Origin of the sequence: Mycobacterium sp. (genome assembly GCF_035274705.1) — a bacterium.
GTDB lineage: Bacteria > Actinomycetota > Actinomycetes > Mycobacteriales > Mycobacteriaceae > Mycobacterium.
On the sequence record NZ_DATENY010000013.1, the window covers coordinates 44605 to 60278 of the forward strand.

Here is a 15674-nt window from a genome sequence, read left to right on the forward strand (position 1 = left end):
TCGCACGCCGCGAGATACTCCAGGGTGGGGCGGTGAGTAAGGGAGGGATGTTCGACGTGAAGCGACCGGCATCGGGCTGGCCGCTTGCGGGCAGCTTCAAGTATCGAATCGACGAGGATCGCTGGGAATGGTCCGACGAAGTGGCTGCCATGCACGGCTACGAGCCCGGAACTGTCACGCCCACAACCGAACTCGTGCTCTCTCACAAACATCCCGATGACAAGCCGACCGTCGCGGAGCTGATCGAGCAGGTTCGGCGCAACGGTGTGCCCTTCTCCAGCAGGCACCGCATCATCGACACCGCGGGCAATGTGCGCGTCGTCGTCGTGGTCGGGGATCGTTGGTTCGACGACGATGGCAACGTCGTCGGCACGACGGGGTTCTACATCGACGTCACCGACGAGTTCGACGCCGACGTACGGCGCTCGCTCGACGAGGTCGTCGGAACCATCGCCAGGCGCCGCGCTGCCATTAATCAAGCCATGGGGATGCTCATGCTGACCTTCGGCGTGTCGCAGGACGACGCGTTCGTCATGTTGGCCCGGCGCTCGCAGGAAACCAACGTCAAACTGCGCGACATCGCGGCTGCGTTTGTCGAGGACGCCGTTGGGGCATCAGTGCTGAGCGAGGACGACGCGGACCGCGTCGCCGCGATCCTGTCGAACGCACACGAGCGCGTCAGACCCGATTAGCCGGTCACCGCGTCCGGCGACTCCGGCAGCACCTGCCCGCCATCGACGGCGATGGCCTGACCGGTGATGTAGCTCGCCTCGTCGCTGGCGAGGAACGCCGCGGCGTAACCGATGTCCGCAGGTGTGCCGAGGCTGCCCGCCGGTATTGCCCGCGCCATCCCGGCGAGGTAATCGTCCCCGAGATCGGCCAGTCCCTCGGTCAGGATATTGCCCGGCAGCACCGCGTTGACAGTGATCCGGTGCGGGGCGAGTTCGATCGCCGCCGTCCGCATGAAGCCCAGCTGGGCCGCCTTGGATGCGCCGTAGTGCGACCATCCGGGAAAGCCGGTGATCGGACCGGTGATCGACGACGTCAGAACGATCCGCCCGCGCCCGGACGCGATCAGTGCATCCAGGCAGGCTTGCACGCTGTAGATGTTTCCTTTGACGTTGACGTCCAGCACCTCGGCGAGCTGGACGGCAGTCATCGTCCGCAGCGGGGCTTCGGGGAAGATGCCGGCATTGGCGCACAACACGTCGAGGCCGCCGAACGCGTCGACAACGGCTTCGGCCATCGCCGTGCAGGAGTCGCGGTTCGAGACGTCGGCCGCGACACCGATGACCTCGCCAGTGCCCAGGCCGTCGAGCGCGGCAACCGCGGCGTCGATATCGACCCTGGACCGGGCGGCGACCGCCACGTGTGCACCCGCCGTCGCGAACACCGACGCGATGCCCCGCCCGATTCCCTTTGTGCCACCGGTGACCAGCACAGATTTGCCTGCCAGTGAGAACATGCGCATCAGTGTCGGGCATCCGGCCTCACCCCGCAGAGCGGACAATGATGCCATGGCCTCCTACCTGCTCTACGACGCCGCGGTGGCCAAGGCACGTGAGCTCATCGACGCCCGTCAGTACGTCCTCGACAGCGACTGGGGAGAGGTGCAACCCCGCGCCGACGATCAGAACTCCTACCTCGACTCGCACTCGTGGGACCAGTACGCCGAATGGCACCTGGGCCTGACCGATGGCGCCAAGGACGGTACGAAGGCCAGGTACGCGTTCGGGTACGGGGACTTTCGCCGCCTTCACCGCACCGGGTTGATCGCCTGCATCTACCGGGCGTCCGAGTGGCGGCACAAGGACATCGAGTTGGCGGCCCACGACCTGCTGCAGTACCTGGACAAGAAAACCGGGCTGGAACCTACGGTCGGAGCATGAAGTCCAGGAAGCGTTCCCGTAACTCCTCCGAGGCGTAGCCGACCGAGTCCGATCCGTGTAGGAAGCCGATTCCCGCCGCGACCATCACCGTCGCCCGCAACGCGGCGTCCTCGGGCCCGAATCCGTAGTCTCCAAAGGCCTGCGTGACCGCCCGCAAGATTCGCCGATCGCTTCGCTGAACACTTGCCAGCACCGTTTCGTCGGTCAACGCCCACGCTCGCATCGCCCGTTCGAGGTCCCACTGCTGCGGCGTGACCCAGGTCCGCATCATCAACGCCAAGCGCTCGCGGGGGTCGACGTCGCGCATGTCGTCGAAGGGCCGGCGGTGATCGTCGTTGAGGTCGCCCCACGCTTCGATCAGGGCCGTGCGGTAGGCCTGTGTATCGGCGAAATGCCAGTAAAAGCTGCCCTTTGTCACATTCATCCGCTTGCACAGCCGGTCGACGCGCAACGCGTTCGGGCCGCTATCGGCGAGGAGTGCAAATCCGGCCTGGATCCAGTCTTCGTCCGACAGCCGGCGGCCAGGATCGCGCCGCGGCGCCATCTGGCGAGCATACGGCGATGGCGCGTCCACGTTACTGACACTCACGAAAATAAATTTCTGGCAAACAACCACAGGATTGCCTAAAATTGATGAATGGGCTGGCAACCGTGGCCGCCCAGGTAGGGCGCCGCCGCTCTTCGGCTCCTACTCCCGGCCCGCCCGGCCGGCGGCACTCACAAGAAAGCCTCGGGTGCCATCCCGGCGGCCACGGTTGCTGCAGCAGCTAACGGTACCATACGGCCTGGTACGGAAAGGCCAACTCCGGCCAGCAAGCACGCTGGCGCACAACGCATCTCCCGTTCGGCCCCGGCCGGTGCGGTCGAGCGCGTTTAGCAACCGGACGAGTGGGCAACCGATCTTTCGTGGAAAGCGTTGACCCCGAATTCGCCGACTCGCCGAACGACAGCGGCGGAGTCGACGACACCCTGCGCCCGATGGAGGCCCGACGAGCCCGAACCGTCGATCGTGCCGACGGACGAGGGTATCGCGATGGACCAGATCGACCCCGAAGACCACGGTCGCGGAGAGGGTCAGGTCAGCGGCACCCCTGAGGACGGCGACTCCATCTTCCCCGTCGTCGAGTGAGCTAACCCGCCGCCTCTAGCACCAGCACCGCGCGGGCGTCGACCGGCACCGTTGCGCCTGCCTCTACCGGGCCTTCGGCCCCATCCGAACCGGTGTAGATCACGCGCTTCCATGACGCACCGAATTCCTTTGGCGGCAGCGTGAATTGGATCGGTTCGTAGTGGGCGTTGAAGCACAGCACGAACGAGTCGTCGGTGACGCGCTGCCCTCGCTCGTCCAGATACGGGATGCCCTGGCCGTTGAGGTATACGGCCACCGACTTCGCGAAGGCCGTTTCCCAGTCCTCGTCGCTCATCTCCGAGCCGTCGGGTGCGAACCACGCGATGTCGGGCAGTCCGGCGCCGCCGCGCTGGCGCACCGGGCGGCCGGAGAAGAACCGGCGCCGGCGAAATACCGGGTGCGCAGCACGCAGCGCGGACACCTCGCGGGTGAACTCCATCAGCTCAGTGTCGGCCTGTGCCCAGTTGATCCAGGACGTTTCGTTGTCCTGGCAGTAGACGTTGTTGTTACCGCGTTGAGTGCGGCCGAGCTCGTCGCCATGTGAGATCATCGGCACGCCCTGCGAAAGCAGCAGTGTGGCAAGGAAATTGCGTTGCTGCAGGGCCCGCAGTGCGTTGATCGCCGGATCTTCTGCGGGGCCTTCGGCGCCGCAGTTCCAGGACTTGTTGTTACTTTCCCCGTCGCGGTTGTCCTCGCCGTTGGCGTCGTTGTGTTTCTCGTTGTAGGACACCAGGTCTCGTAGCGTGAACCCGTCGTGGGCGGTGACGAAGTTGATCGAGGCCACCGGACGGCGGCCGGTGTGCTCGTAGAGATCCGCCGAGCCGGTCAGCCGGTACGCGAACTCGTCGAGGGTGGCGGGCTCGCCGCGCCAGTAGTCGCGCACCGTGTCGCGGTACTTTCCGTTCCATTCGGTCCACTGCGGCGGGAAGTTGCCGACCTGGTAGCCGCCCGGGCCGACGTCCCATGGCTCGGCGATCAGCTTGACCTGACTGACCGTCGGATCCTGTTGCACCAGTTCGAAAAACGCGGCCAAGCGGTCGACGTCGTAAAACTCACGGGCCAGCGTCGCGGCCAAGTCGAACCGGAAACCGTCGACGTGCATTTCGGTGACCCAGTACCGCAGCGAGTCCATGATCAGCTGCAGCGTGTGCGGGTGGCCGACGTTGAGGCTGTTGCCGGTTCCGGTGTAGTCCATGTAATAGCGCTTGTCGTCGTCGACCAGCCGGTAGTAGGCGGCGTTGTCGATGCCGCGCATGGACAGCGTCGGCCCGAGGTGATTGCCCTCGGCCGTGTGGTTGTAGACCACGTCGAGGATCACTTCGATGTCGGCCTCGTGTAGAGCGCGGACCATCGCCTTGAATTCCTGGACCTGTCCGCCGGGCGTGGTGCTGCTGCTGTATTTCGAGTCAGGCGCCAAGAAGGCGATCGTGTTGTATCCCCAGTAGTTGGTCAGTCCCTTGTCGAGCAGCGTCGAGTCGTTCGCGAAGTGATGCACCGGCATCAGCTCGATGGCGTTGACGCCCAACGACTGCAGGTGCTCGATGATCACCGGATGCGCGACGGCGGAGTAGGTGCCGCGGATCTGTTCGGGGACGTCCGGGTGCGTCTGGGTGAGACCTTTGACGTGCGCCTCGTAGATGACCGTGTCGGCATACTCGTGGCCGGGCGGGCGGTCGACGCCCCAGTCGAAGAACGGGCTGATCACCACCGACTTGGGCGTGCTGGCCGCGGAGTCGTCGTCGTTGCGGCTGTCGGGATCTCCGAAGTTGTAGCCGAACAGCGACTGGTTCCAGTCGAAGGTGCCGTCGATCGCCTTCGCGTACGGGTCCAGCAGCAGTTTGTTCGGGTTGCACCGTCGTCCGGCGTGAGGATCGTAGGGGCCATACACGCGGTAGCCGTAGCGTTGGCCCGGTTCGATGTTGGGAATGAAGCCGTGCCAGACGAAGCCGTCCACCTCGGGCAGCGCCACCCTGGTTTCAGTGCCGTTGTCGAACAGGCACAGCTCGACTCGTTCGGCGGCCTCGCTGAACAACGCGAAGTTCGTACCGGAGCCGTCGTACGTGGCGCCCATCGGGTACGCCTTGCCCGGCCACACCTCCAATGGTGCTGGGGACGGTGGCTGCTGCCGCTCGGCGGCTCGGGTCAAACTGCACGCTCCTGACGAGAACCAGACGAACCCAGACAGACTGGGCACTGACCAAGGCGACGATACGGGTCAACTGCCGCCTGCTCCTCACGCACCGGAGGTACCCAGTGCCCAGCCGTGCCAACCTGCCCGGCTACCGCACGTTGCTGGTGGCGGTGGACCGCGGCGTGGCCACGATCACGCTCAACCGGCCGAGCAGGCGCAACGCCGTTGGCGACGGCATGCGCGAGGAGTTGGCCGACGCTTTGACTCGCGAGCAGACGCAAAGTGTCCCGACACGCCGATGAATTGGGAACTTTTACGTCTGCTCGCGCTAAGAAATCTCCACCCCGACGGCCCGTAGATCCTCCAGCGCCCTCGCGGTCGACTCGGGTGCGACACCGGCGGTCAGGTCCAGCAGCACCCGGGTGGTAAATCCGGCCGCGGCCGCATCGACAGCGGTGGCGCGCACACAGTAGTCGGTGGCGATCCCGACGACGTCGACCTCGTCGACGCCGCGCTCGCGCAGCCAGTCCATCAGCGTCGTGCCGGAGTCGTCGGTCCCCTCGAACCCGCTGTAGGCGGCCGAGTGGTGGCCCTTCTTGAACACCGCTTCGACCGCACTGGCGTCGAAGTCCGAGTGGAACTCCGCGCCGGGTGAGCCCGCCACGCAGTGCCGCGGCCACGACACTGAGTAGTCGGGATTGGCGGAGAAGTGTTCGCCGGGATCGATGTGGAAATCCTTGGTGGCAACGACGTGGGCGTAGCCGTGCTCGCCGGCGAGAAGTTCGGAGATGCCGCGCGCTACCGCGGAACCGCCCTTCACCTCCAGCGAACCGCCTTCGCAGAAGTCGTTTTGAACGTCGTCGATGATGAGCGCCCGCATGCCTCAACGTTAGGAGCGCGGGCCGGCCGCGTCGACTCGTTCATGGGCCAATACGGCGACGGACCGATCCGGGTTCACTGCACAGTGATGGTGGCGATGGTCTTGTTCAGGTGGTGCAATTCGATGTCGACCTTGCCCGGCACGTCCACGGTGAACTGGAACGACTGCATCGGCTTGGCCTCGACCTTGAACGTGTGCTCGGGATTGGAGCGCACGTGCACCTCGTCTTCGGCATCGCTGTTCACCCGGATGACGATCTGTTCTTTCACCGTCGCCTGCAGTTGGGCATTGGTCGGCGTGACCTCGCCACCCTTGATGTTGACGTCGATGAGGAGGCGGCTCGGCGGGGCTTGGTTGTTCGACATATCCGACGGATTGACCGTCGACGGCGCTGCGCTGGAAGCACTTTGGCTGTTGTTGGTTCCGCCGCATGCAGCCGTGAGGACTGCCGTCACCGCCAGAATCGCGAAGGTTTTAGTTTTCGTCACGGTGAACCATCTTGGCCCGGCGCGTCTGACTTCTCACTTTGAGCCGGACCTTTTGACCGGCGGTCGCGTATCGCGATGTAGACGACCACGGCTGCTACGGCGATTGCCGGGGCGAATGCCGGTATCGCAAGCAGCAGGCCGTGGTGGGCCAGGATCTCGACGTGCGGCTGTGCCGTCATGCCTGCACTGAGGGCTGGAGTTCGGTCCTGCTGCCCGACGGCTCACTGCGGGCGATCCGGCCGGCACCCCAGCTGAGGCCGCCGATGAGGACCAGCGTGCAGAACAGCACTATGAGGCAGCCGATCGTCCACAGCACAATCGGCGTATCGGGGTTGCGCTCGCGTTGAAGGATGGTGACCTCGGCGACGAACGGCCGCGTCATCGACGCCTGCGCGGGAACCTCCGCTGCGCCGATGCCCGGATCGCCGGCGAGATAGATGGGCGCTGCCGTCAGCGTTTGCCCGTCGTGAACGCGCAGGAGGGTTTTCCAGGTGCCCCAGACCGGGACGGGTCCGGTGGTGCGGTAGTGGCCGGGGCCGAGTTTCTCGAGATTGTCGACGACCTGGCCGCGCTGGTTCTGCAGATGGCCCTGCCATGCGAGGATCGAGACCCAGTTCGGGTCCTCGCTGATGAAGTTTGGCGGGTTGATGCGCACGTCGGCGTTCACCATCCGCTGGCCCGGGTTGGCCGCGGCCTCGGTGAGGGTGATCGTCGCCGTGACGTTCTGCGGCACGTTGTAGCGCAGCCCATTCGCAGTGGCACCGCCGATCGCCAGGACGGTGAGCACCACCAGACCGATGCCGATGGCACGCGACGGCAGTCGCTGCGACGTGAGGACCATGCCGAACAGAGCGCCGCAGGCACCGGTGAGAATGGCGACCGGAACGGCCATCGCCAGTGCTACCGGCCAGATGCTGGTCGGCCACGGATAGTGGTAGACCGCGCCGATCCACAGCGACTCCAGCCACAGTCCGATGGTCGACACCCCTAAGCCGCTGACAGCGCCGAAGAGGACGGGACGCTTCAGCAGCGGGGTGAGTGCGATGAGCTCGACGACGATCGCGGGTCCGAGATAGAGGGCAAACCAGTTGATCGGTGCACCGAGGATCGGGCCAACCACCAGGGCGACGCCGCCTCGCAGCATGATCGCCAGCACGGCGGCGATGATCGCCGCGCCCCGGCCCAGCATGATGCGGGCCGCGACAAGACCGAACGCCGCTGCCGCCGCGATCAGCATCGGCTGGAACACCTGACGGAATTGCGGTACGCCGAAGTCGAATTCGATCTGGTACACCGACAGGCCGACGATGATCCCGCCGAAGCCGAGGTACTGGATGAACTTGACGAAGATGCCGCCGGTCGGGGCGTCTTCGCCCATCGCCTTGAGTCCTTCGTGGTTGAGCATCAGCGCGGACAGCGTGGAGAATCCCGCGCCGCCGATCATCATCAGGTGCGTCGGGCCCCATAGGGTGACGTCCTGGCCGAAGATCCGGTGCCAGATGTCGTCGAGCGGGAAGCCGAGGAGCGCATAGAGTCCGCAGCCCGCCATCAAGATGCCGCCTACGGGGGCATACCAGTTGCGGGTCATGCGCACCGCCGACTGACCGGGCTTGTCGTAGGGCAGCACACACGCCATGCAGCCGGCGATGAAGAGCAGGAAGAGGCCGAACAGGATGAAGTAGTGCGCGGGGTTGGCCAACGGGCCGGGGTCGCGGCCCTTGCCGATGTGCAGGCTGACGTCCCAGATGAATCCGAACAGCGCACAGATCAGCGTCGTGATGAACAGGGCCATCGGCAGGGCCACCCACGGCGGCCGCTTGAATTTGCGCGCGGCCCATTCGGCGAGGTTGTTCAGCCAGGTGATTCGGCGCGTTCGGTGCAGGTAACCGATCCACAGCAGACCGGCCGTGACAACCAGCGCGGCCACCGACATGCCGATCACCTGGTCGAGTGCCGCACCGCCCCCCTCACCGCCCTGGGCAAGTACCGAAACAGCTTCTGACCTGTGTGGAAACCCCATTCTCTGCCCACCCGCTTCAGTGTCGTCATACTGAACTGACTCCTGGGTAATGTTGCCGGAATCGACCCATCCGAAACCAGGGGTACCGGGTATCTGCGTCAGGCCACGACGCGGAACGTCTTCAGTGACGTATCGGCCGCGTCGGGCACGTTCATGCCGGCGTCGAGGCCCGTGCGCAGGTACTCGATCACCGCGTCGTTGAGCCGCTCGCCGGGAACCACGGCGGGTATGCCCGGCGGGTAGGGCGTGATCTGTTCGGCGCAGATCCGCCCGCTTGCCTGCTCCGCCGATACCGCCTCGACGCGGCCGAAAAAGGCGTCGCGGGGAAGTTGAACCGTCTCGAGTTCGATTTCCGAGGGCGACGGCAGCCGGACTTGTGGCGGCGGATCGAAGTCATTGGCCGCCTTGCGCCACGCCCAGAGCGCGTCCAGCAGCCGTTCGCCGGTTGCCTTGTCGTCCGCGAAAGACATCGTGGCGAGCAGCCGGCGATGGTCGGTCATGCCCAGGTCGACCTGTTTGTGCTCGCGAAGCCAGTCGGCAGCCTGATAGCCCGACGTTCCCGTCGCCGACACGTCCATCAATATCTGCAACCGGTCCAGGTCGTGTGAGGCTTCGACGCCGAGCAGTTCGTCGTCGAGTACCTCGACGTCCGGTATCAGCTCGATGTCGTGACGCAGCCCGTCCACCAATTCCAATGCCTTGCCCAGCAATTCGCGGCCGTGCTCGACCATCTGGCGCCGCCAGCCGTCGAGCGCCGCGTACACCATCACGTTCGGGCTAGTGGTCATCAGCAGGTCGGCGCATGCCGACAACCGCGCTTGGTCGACCAGGTCGCCCTGTAGATGGAACACGGAGCCTTGCTCGAAGCCGGCGCCCATCTTGTGCACGCTCACCACACAGATGTCGGCGCCCGCATCCATCGCCCATGTCGGAAGGTCTTCGTGGAAGGGCAGGTGCGCGCCCCACGCCTCGTCGACGATCAGCGGCTTGCCCCGGTCGTGACACACCTTCGCGATGCCTTCGAGGTCGGTGCAGGTGCCGTACGGGCTGGGGCTGACCACAAGGGCGCCAGCGGCGTCGGGGAACCGGTCCCAGGTGTCGCTGTAGTCCTGAGGCGACGGCGGATGCGAGAAATGCCGATCGGCATCCCAGCGTGGGGTGATCCACCGTGGCTGGACTCCCGAGAAGATCGGGCCGGCAACGACAGACTTGTGGCTGTCCCGAGGGACCAGCAGGCTGCCATCTCCGCCTGCAACCGCCATCATGGCTGCCTTGACCGACAGCGAGCTTCCGCACGTCGAGAAGAATGCGATCTCGGCCCCGACGGCCTCTGCCATCAGGTCTTCGGCGTGCTTGAGGTACTTGTTGCTGGTACGACGGTCGTCCAGCCCGCCACTGGCCAGCAGGTCATCCCGAAACGGCTCGTGACCGAGCACGGCGAGCACGCGATCGTCGGCGCCGCGACCCTGCCGATGACCCGGCGCCGTATACCCGTACCGGTTGTGTTTCCGATAGTCGACCAATGCGTCGAGGAGCGGCGCTTCGGATTGATCCATGACCGATCGAGTACCCGTACCGGTGCCACTCAATCGCCGAGCGGCGCCAGACCTCGGGCTACTCGTTGGCATCTCTGGTGGCGCGGTCGCCGTCGGGCCGGCCGAGGCTGGAGGCCACCCCGAAGCTCGTCGTGCCGATGGCGGCGAAGCCGCATTCGAGCAAAGCGAGTGCCGAAGGCACATCCCACGCATTGGGCAAAAGAAGCGGCAGCTCGCCAAAGTGCAAGTCTTTGAACGTCATCCGTCGCTCCACGGCGTGACAGGCCGGTCGCGGCGCTTGCCGTCCACGATCATGTCGAGGCGTTCGTCGAAGAAGCAGATCCGGTCGCGGACGGGCTCGGCGTCGTGCAGCGGCTCGTGGTAGGTCCATGCGACGTCCCGCGGACCGTCGGGTACCGAGAAGTAGGAGGCCCGGCCCTTGTATGCGCAGTAGGTCGCTGTGTCGCTGGGTTCGAGGCGCACGGCGACATCTTCGCGTGGCAGGTAGAACCGCACCGGCAGCAGTGTTTCGAAGAGCAGCATGGGCCGCGACGATTCGGCCAAGACCCGGCCGTCCGACTCGACCCGAACCTGGCGGCTACTGCGCAGCACGTCGATGCGGGTGAACGGGTCATGGGGGTGGCTGACGATCGGTACGTCCTCCTCGCGCCATTCGAACGCGTTGAATTCGAGGATGACGTAGTCGGACAGGTCGGGGTCGTCAGGCTGGAACGCCGCGGCGGCGCCGGTGTCTTCGCCCGCGATGACATCGTATGCGGTGCCGGAGCACGAGTGCGCGTCGAACGGAACCGTCGGATCGAGGATGGGCCGGGAGCTGATCGCGGGCAGCCGCACACCGACGTCCTCGTCGGCACCGGACTCGGCACCGGCCGGGACGAGTTGTGCCCGCAGGGAGGCCCGCGGGACGGCGTATGTGGGTACGACGCGACGCGGCTCCCAGACAAGCCGAGCCTCGCAAGTGTCGGCGACCGGCTCGCCGCCAAGGGAAACGCGGATTCTTTTGGCCGTCGGCTCATAACGGAGGGTTTCGAGACTGCCGCTGAGCAGGTCCATCATCCTGACGCCCATCGCGGACCCCTTTCACTTGCGGGGCGGGCGCAATACGTTCATCGCCACTCGCATTATCGGGCCAGGCACGCGATCCTTAGCGGAAAGCGCGGCACTGGCCGCCCGCGTGCGCAACTCGGTGCCGCGGCCGAACATCTTGTTCAGCGGGCCGCCGGTCGGATCGAGGTCGACGTGCAGCGGTGGCTTGCCGTCTGCGGCGCCGAGCGCATTGGAGATGACGATGCGCTGGATCTCGCTGGTGCCTTCAAAGATGGTGTAGAGCTTGGCATCTCGGTACCACTTCTCGACCGGATGGTCTTTGATGTAGCCCCAGCCGCCCATGGTTTGGATGGCCCGCTCGGTGGTCTTGACGGCGACCTCGCTGGCGGCCAGCTTCGACATCGACCCTTCACCGCGTTCGAACGGCACACCCGATGCGGCCATCCAGGATGCCCGCCAGGTGAGCAGTCGGGCGGCGTCGATGGCGGTGGCCAGGTCGGCCAGCGGGAACGCGATGCCCTGGTTGTCGATGATCGGCGCGCCGAACGCAGTGCGACGGTTGGCGTATTCAGTGACGTATTCGAGTGCGGCCCTGGCGATTCCGAGTGCCTGGGCGGCAACCATGGGTCGGGTCTGCTCGAAGGTGCCCATGGTTGCTGAGCCGGAGCGCTGTCCGCCTTCGATCGCCTCGCGAGCCTTGGCGAGTTTGTGTTCGAGCTTCTCTTGTCCGCCGAGCAGGTGGTCCCCGGGCACGCGGACGTTGTTGAACTTCAGCTCTGCGGTGTGCGACGCGCGGCAGCCCATCTTGTCCAGCTTGCGGACCATCTCCAGTCCGGGAGTGCCGCCGGGCACGATGAATAGGGCCTGTCCCCTGTGGCCGAGTTCCTCGTCGACGACCGCGTTGACGACGTGCACGTTGGCGATGCCGCCGTTGCCGATGAACATCTTGTGGCCGTCGATGATCCAGTCGTCGCCGTCGCGGCGGGCCCTGGTGCGCAGATTGCGCACGTCGCTGCCGCCCTCAGGTTCGGAGATGGCCAGCGCGGCGAGCTTGAGATCGCCTGGGGTGCCGAAGCATTCGGGTGCCCACTGCAGCATCTGCTCGGGCGATGCGGCCTGACCGATGGCCGAGAGGGCGAGGGCGGGCATCACGACGGCAAGGCCGATGCCTGCGCAGCCCCAGAAGAGCTCTTCCATGAACATCGGCAAGGACAGTCCGGTGGGGTCGCCGATCAGGTCGCGGTAGAACAGCGGGCCGTAAAAGCCACGTTCGGCGGCGTCCTCGAGCACCGGCCACGGGAACTCCTGGCGCAGGTCGTACTCGGCCGCTACGGGGCGGACGCACTGCTCGGCGAACTCGTGCGTGCGCCGCGCGAGGTCGTGCTGTGCGGCGGTGGGAGTGATGTTGAACGCCATCGATCCTTCGATTAGCCGCCTGGGCCGATTGCGAAACACGCGCCGCGCAGTCGAGTGCAGACTTGGGGGGTGAAACTCGCGGGCCTTCATCTGCGGCAGCGCGATGGGGTCAGCTGCGGGCCGACCGTCGCGGTGGTGGCAGGCGCTCTGCTGGATCCGAGAGTTCAGTATCGGCTGTCGAGTACCGAATGGTTTGCAAGCGAGCAGGCCCGGGTGCATGCGGAGGTGAACCGGATCTGGCCGCGCAGGCTGGGCACGACCCCGAGTGGACTGGAGCGGGCATTGAATGCGCACGCCGCCGCGCGGGGAGTCCGGTATCGATGGCGGCCGTTCCGCGGCCGGCGGGACAAGCTGGTCGATGTGGTGGACGCGGTCGAGGCGGGCTGGCCGGTCGCGATGTTGATCGGCCGGTTCATTCCCCGGCACTGGGTGCTGATCGTCGGGGTGGCTGGCGACGATTTCGAGTGCTACGAGCCGTCCTCGGGGGAGGTCCGGTCGGTCGATCTGAACGACGTGCGGCGATCGCGGCTGATCGGGTTGGGCTATCCGAGGCCGTTCGCGTTCGTGCTGCCGAGTTCGGCCACCCGATCGCCGACGAGCTGATCGAGCGGCGCGTCGGATGCTTTGAGGCCCGCAACGACGCCGGCCCTGTTGCGCTCGGGTTGGTTCTGGGACATCTTCGCCTTGCCTTCGACGCGATCGATGAGGAGTTCGACGCCGACAATCGCCCGTAGCTGCGAGCGGGTGTAGTTCTCGGGTGCGTCAGTCACCTGCCAGGGCTGATCCCTGTGCTTCTCATGGTGATTCGTCAGTGCGGTGACGAGATTGAGCACCCAGTCGGGATCGTCGTGCACAACCAGCCGGCCGTACGCGTGCAGCACCTCGTAGTTCCAGGTGGGCACGACCTTGCCGGTGTCGGCCTTGGTCGCATACAGGTTCGGTGAGATGTAGGCGTGCGGGCCGGAGAAGATCGCGACTGACTCGGCGCCGTCGGCATGCCAGTGGGGGTTGGCGCGGGCGACATGGCCGAGGAGCGAGTTCCCGTCGTAGATGAGCGGCAGCGGCGTGACGATCAAGCCCGTCGAGTCGTGCGTGACGAGATGGGCGAACCCAGCCCGGGTCAATGCGGCGCGCGTTTCGTCGTCGGATCGCGCGAACTTCCCGGGTATGTACATCGTCACTCAAGCCTAGGGCCGGCACCAAGGGACATGTTCCTCTGGAGAGCGTCAACAATCGATGACGGCCGCGAAAAGCCCGGTACTTGCGGTGGCTCTACGGTCCCTCGTCTTCCTCTGGTCGTAGGTTAAGCCGACGGGCGCTCGACCTCTGCTATCCGTCGTTGCGCTTCGCCGGGCGAAATCCGCAGCCGTCTGGACAACGCATCTGCTGGTGAAGCCGGGTCCGCTTCGGCAAGGAGCCGTCCGATCAGCCGTCGACTGACTCCGGCCGACGCCTTGTCGAATGTTTCCAGCCGCTCGAGAAGCGCATATCTATCTGCGCGCGACAGCGCCTCGAACGGCAACACGGAAAGCGCCCGATAGCCGGATTCAACCGCCTCGAGCGCCCCGATGATCTGATCTTTGGTAGTCGTCATGTAACAACGATGAAGCCACCCACCGACAAGTAGCGCAGTCGGAACGGCGGATTGCAGTCATGCCTCGTGGCCGGGATCCAGATCGCGGACGTCGGAGAATGTGACGAGCTGCTCGAACATCTCCGGTGCGCTGCCGTCGACGGGTTCGAGCAGGTGCCCGATGTGGTCACCCATGTCATAGCGGCTCAACACCTCACCGACGAACCACCCGGCCGCGTCGGCGAGGATCGGCATCCCGTGCGGCCCGGAGCGCCACTCGCAGCGAGCGAACTTGTCTGTCCGATCACCGGTTTCGCTGCCGAACAACCGGGCGAGCTCGCAATGGCGCCGCGGCACCAGATGAACCGCAAGATGGCTGGCATGCTGAGCCACGCGATAGGTGTGGTTGCGCTCCGACAGGCCCACCAGAAAGCGGGGCGGCCCGATGCTCACCTGGCTGGTGAACCCGACGAGGCAGCCGGCCGATTCGTCGTCGGCACGCGTGGTGACGACATACATCGGATAGTCGAGCAGCGAGACTAGTTTCTCGAAGGCTTCCATCGTCGTCCGATCGCTAGGGTTGAGGCATGGCCCGAAAGTACGCCACTGCAGATACTGTCGCGCTACCCGAATTACTCGAGTTCGTCCGTCCGCGACATCACATGGTGCTCACCACATTTCGGTCCGACGGCTCGTTGCAGAGCTCTCCAGTGACGGGCGGGGTCGACGACGCCGGACGCATCGTGATCTCCAGTTATCCGCAGCGCGCCAAGTCGGCCAACGTCCGGCGTACGTCGCAAGCCAGCGTCACCGTGCTGTCCGACGAATTCAACGGCGCGTACGTACAAGTCGACGGTGACGCCGAAGTCGTCGAACTGCCCGATGCCGTCGAGCCGTTGGTCGACTACTACCGGTCCATCGCGGGTGAGCATCCGGACTGGTCGGAGTACCGGCAGGCGATGGTCGACCAAGGCAAGTGCCTGATCCGCATCACCCCGCGGCGATGGGGCCCGGTGGCAACCGGCGGCTTCCCTCCGCAATAGCGCTACCAGCCGCCGTCCAGGTCAAGCGTCATCGATCCCGCGGGATCGGCGCGGAACTTCCCGGTGCCCGCCACCTTGGCCAACTCGCCCGTGCCGGCCGCCACCCGGAGTTCGGCCGCCGCGACGCCGTCGCGGTACTCGCCGTCATGCAACAGCACCAGACCGCCGTCCAAACCACCGACCGTTCCTGTGATGTGCTCGATGCCGACAAACAGCGCGCTTTTGTCGGGCATGTACGTCAGCAGCCATTTGGTCGTGGAGGTGCCTTTGATGTCACCTTCGTACCGCTTTGCGACGAGCGCCTCGGTCAACTTCGTCGCATCACTGCCGTCCTCGAACGGCGTCTCGTCCCAACTCCCGATTTCAAAGCGGGCCTCGATGTGTCTGCTCATAGCACCGTGGATACCCGGTCACCGCACTGAAGAATCGGCAGGCCGACCAGCACGACCGGGTGTGCCTGTGGTAGTCAGAGCAGAGTGGCCGCGTTGCGTCCGATAGCACG

Annotated in this window: 19 protein-coding genes and 1 pseudogene; 5 read left to right on the forward strand and 15 right to left on the reverse strand. The window is 65.6% G+C overall.

Going from position 1 to position 15674, the window contains the following annotated elements; genetic code table 11:
- The first annotated feature begins 32 nt into the window (after nt 1–32).
- Entirely contained in the window at nt 33–692 is a 660-nt protein-coding gene (locus tag VJV41_RS02935; protein WP_325330914.1) for a PAS and ANTAR domain-containing protein, read from the forward strand.
- Here the strand turns inward: VJV41_RS02935 and fabG are convergent.
- Nucleotides 689–1465, reverse strand: a complete 777-nt coding sequence (gene fabG, locus VJV41_RS02940) for a 3-oxoacyl-ACP reductase FabG (protein ID WP_325331011.1) — start codon at nt 1463–1465, stop codon at nt 689–691. The two genes, VJV41_RS02935 and fabG, sit on opposite strands and share 4 nt — an antisense overlap.
- 52 nt (nt 1466–1517) lie before the next feature.
- On the opposite strand from fabG, the gene VJV41_RS02945 reads away from it, so the two are divergent.
- Nucleotides 1518–1889 (forward strand): hypothetical protein, encoded by a 372-nt coding sequence (locus tag VJV41_RS02945; protein WP_325330916.1) that lies wholly within the window; start codon nt 1518–1520, stop codon nt 1887–1889.
- On the opposite strand, the gene VJV41_RS02950 is transcribed toward VJV41_RS02945, so the two are convergent.
- Nucleotides 1873–2433 carry a TetR/AcrR family transcriptional regulator gene (locus tag VJV41_RS02950; protein WP_325330918.1) on the reverse strand — a complete coding sequence of 187 codons (561 nt, stop codon included), beginning with the start codon at nt 2431–2433 and terminating at the stop codon, nt 1873–1875. The two genes, VJV41_RS02945 and VJV41_RS02950, sit on opposite strands and share 17 nt — an antisense overlap.
- Nucleotides 2434–3019: 586 nt before the next feature.
- The gene (gene glgX, locus VJV41_RS02955; protein ID WP_325330920.1) at nt 3020–5164 is read right to left on the reverse strand and encodes a glycogen debranching protein GlgX; all 2145 of its coding nucleotides are present in this window, start codon (nt 5162–5164) and stop codon (nt 3020–3022) included.
- A gap of 107 nt (nt 5165–5271) precedes the next feature.
- Here glgX and VJV41_RS02960 point away from each other — a divergent pair, with 107 nt between their 5' ends.
- Complete coding sequence (locus VJV41_RS02960; protein WP_325330922.1) at nt 5272–5451, forward strand: hypothetical protein; 180 nt, start codon at nt 5272–5274, stop codon at nt 5449–5451.
- A 26-nt stretch (nt 5452–5477) separates the two neighbouring features.
- On the opposite strand, the gene VJV41_RS02965 is transcribed toward VJV41_RS02960, so the two are convergent.
- The 8 genes and pseudogenes from VJV41_RS02965 to VJV41_RS03000 all read right to left on the reverse strand — a co-directional run bounded on the left by VJV41_RS02965 (nt 5478) and on the right by VJV41_RS03000 (nt 12556).
- Nucleotides 5478–6029, reverse strand: coding sequence for an isochorismatase family protein (locus tag VJV41_RS02965; RefSeq protein WP_325330924.1), 552 nt, complete (start codon nt 6027–6029; stop codon nt 5478–5480).
- A 74-nt stretch (nt 6030–6103) separates the two neighbouring features.
- Nucleotides 6104–6517, reverse strand: a complete 414-nt coding sequence (locus VJV41_RS02970) for a hypothetical protein (protein WP_325330926.1) — start codon at nt 6515–6517, stop codon at nt 6104–6106.
- Nucleotides 6514–6696: a hypothetical protein gene (locus VJV41_RS02975; protein ID WP_325330928.1), complete on the reverse strand. Its 183-nt coding sequence runs from the start codon at nt 6694–6696 to the stop codon at nt 6514–6516. The genes VJV41_RS02970 and VJV41_RS02975 overlap by 4 nt, the downstream gene beginning before the upstream one ends.
- Complete coding sequence (locus VJV41_RS02980) at nt 6693–8537, reverse strand: hypothetical protein (RefSeq protein ID WP_325330930.1); 1845 nt, start codon at nt 8535–8537, stop codon at nt 6693–6695. The genes VJV41_RS02975 and VJV41_RS02980 overlap by 4 nt, the downstream gene beginning before the upstream one ends.
- 98 nt (nt 8538–8635) lie before the next feature.
- Nucleotides 8636–10093, reverse strand: a complete 1458-nt coding sequence (locus tag VJV41_RS02985; protein WP_325330932.1) for an ornithine decarboxylase — start codon at nt 10091–10093, stop codon at nt 8636–8638.
- A 64-nt stretch (nt 10094–10157) separates the two neighbouring features.
- A pseudogene (locus VJV41_RS02990) lies at nt 10158–10334 on the reverse strand (isocitrate lyase/phosphoenolpyruvate mutase family protein); the annotation flags it as partial.
- The gene (locus tag VJV41_RS02995) at nt 10331–11161 is read right to left on the reverse strand and encodes a DUF427 domain-containing protein (protein ID WP_325330934.1); all 831 of its coding nucleotides are present in this window, start codon (nt 11159–11161) and stop codon (nt 10331–10333) included. The pseudogene VJV41_RS02990 and the gene VJV41_RS02995, both read right to left, overlap by 4 nt.
- 12 nt (nt 11162–11173) lie before the next feature.
- Nucleotides 11174–12556 carry an acyl-CoA dehydrogenase family protein gene (locus VJV41_RS03000; protein WP_325330936.1) on the reverse strand — a complete coding sequence of 461 codons (1383 nt, stop codon included), beginning with the start codon at nt 12554–12556 and terminating at the stop codon, nt 11174–11176.
- A gap of 69 nt (nt 12557–12625) precedes the next feature.
- On the opposite strand from VJV41_RS03000, the gene VJV41_RS03005 reads away from it, so the two are divergent.
- Nucleotides 12626–13159: a hypothetical protein gene (locus tag VJV41_RS03005; protein ID WP_325330938.1), complete on the forward strand. Its 534-nt coding sequence runs from the start codon at nt 12626–12628 to the stop codon at nt 13157–13159.
- On the opposite strand, the gene VJV41_RS03010 is transcribed toward VJV41_RS03005, so the two are convergent.
- The 3 genes from VJV41_RS03010 to VJV41_RS03020 all read right to left on the reverse strand — a co-directional run bounded on the left by VJV41_RS03010 (nt 13099) and on the right by VJV41_RS03020 (nt 14690).
- Complete coding sequence (locus tag VJV41_RS03010) at nt 13099–13731, reverse strand: FMN-binding negative transcriptional regulator (RefSeq protein ID WP_325331013.1); 633 nt, start codon at nt 13729–13731, stop codon at nt 13099–13101. The two genes, VJV41_RS03005 and VJV41_RS03010, sit on opposite strands and share 61 nt — an antisense overlap.
- 128 nt (nt 13732–13859) lie before the next feature.
- On the reverse strand, nt 13860–14150 hold the full coding sequence (locus tag VJV41_RS03015) for a hypothetical protein (protein WP_325330940.1): 291 nt from the start codon (nt 14148–14150) through the stop codon (nt 13860–13862).
- 57 nt (nt 14151–14207) lie between these two features.
- On the reverse strand, nt 14208–14690 hold the full coding sequence (locus VJV41_RS03020; protein WP_325330942.1) for a flavin reductase family protein: 483 nt from the start codon (nt 14688–14690) through the stop codon (nt 14208–14210).
- A 26-nt stretch (nt 14691–14716) separates the two neighbouring features.
- On the opposite strand from VJV41_RS03020, the gene VJV41_RS03025 reads away from it, so the two are divergent.
- Nucleotides 14717–15172 carry a PPOX class F420-dependent oxidoreductase gene (locus VJV41_RS03025; protein ID WP_325330944.1) on the forward strand — a complete coding sequence of 152 codons (456 nt, stop codon included), beginning with the start codon at nt 14717–14719 and terminating at the stop codon, nt 15170–15172.
- Between the two features lie 2 nt (nt 15173–15174).
- Here the strand turns inward: VJV41_RS03025 and VJV41_RS03030 are convergent, their stop codons facing one another.
- Nucleotides 15175–15564, reverse strand: a complete 390-nt coding sequence (locus VJV41_RS03030) for a DUF3224 domain-containing protein (protein WP_325330946.1) — start codon at nt 15562–15564, stop codon at nt 15175–15177.
- Nucleotides 15565–15674: the final 110 nt, after the last annotated feature.

Coding starts and splice junctions, on each gene's coding strand:
- fabG (WP_325331011.1), bottom strand. CDS start 1,465: ATGTTCTCACTGGCAGGCAAATCTGTGCTGGTCACCGGTGGCACAAAG.
- VJV41_RS02945 (WP_325330916.1), top strand. CDS start 1,518: ATGGCCTCCTACCTGCTCTACGACGCCGCGGTGGCCAAGGCACGTGAG.
- VJV41_RS02950 (WP_325330918.1), bottom strand. CDS start 2,433: ATGGCGCCGCGGCGCGATCCTGGCCGCCGGCTGTCGGACGAAGACTGG.
- VJV41_RS02965 (WP_325330924.1), bottom strand. CDS start 6,029: ATGCGGGCGCTCATCATCGACGACGTTCAAAACGACTTCTGCGAAGGC.
- VJV41_RS02975 (WP_325330928.1), bottom strand. CDS start 6,696: ATGACGGCACAGCCGCACGTCGAGATCCTGGCCCACCACGGCCTGCTG.
- VJV41_RS02980 (WP_325330930.1), bottom strand. CDS start 8,537: ATGGGGTTTCCACACAGGTCAGAAGCTGTTTCGGTACTTGCCCAGGGC.
- VJV41_RS02985 (WP_325330932.1), bottom strand. CDS start 10,093: ATGGATCAATCCGAAGCGCCGCTCCTCGACGCATTGGTCGACTATCGG.
- VJV41_RS02995 (WP_325330934.1), bottom strand. CDS start 11,161: ATGGGCGTCAGGATGATGGACCTGCTCAGCGGCAGTCTCGAAACCCTC.
- VJV41_RS03000 (WP_325330936.1), bottom strand. CDS start 12,556: ATGGCGTTCAACATCACTCCCACCGCCGCACAGCACGACCTCGCGCGG.
- VJV41_RS03010 (WP_325331013.1), bottom strand. CDS start 13,731: ATGTACATACCCGGGAAGTTCGCGCGATCCGACGACGAAACGCGCGCC.
- VJV41_RS03015 (WP_325330940.1), bottom strand. CDS start 14,150: ATGACGACTACCAAAGATCAGATCATCGGGGCGCTCGAGGCGGTTGAA.
- VJV41_RS03020 (WP_325330942.1), bottom strand. CDS start 14,690: ATGGAAGCCTTCGAGAAACTAGTCTCGCTGCTCGACTATCCGATGTAT.
- VJV41_RS03025 (WP_325330944.1), top strand. CDS start 14,717: ATGGCCCGAAAGTACGCCACTGCAGATACTGTCGCGCTACCCGAATTA.
- VJV41_RS03030 (WP_325330946.1), bottom strand. CDS start 15,564: ATGAGCAGACACATCGAGGCCCGCTTTGAAATCGGGAGTTGGGACGAG.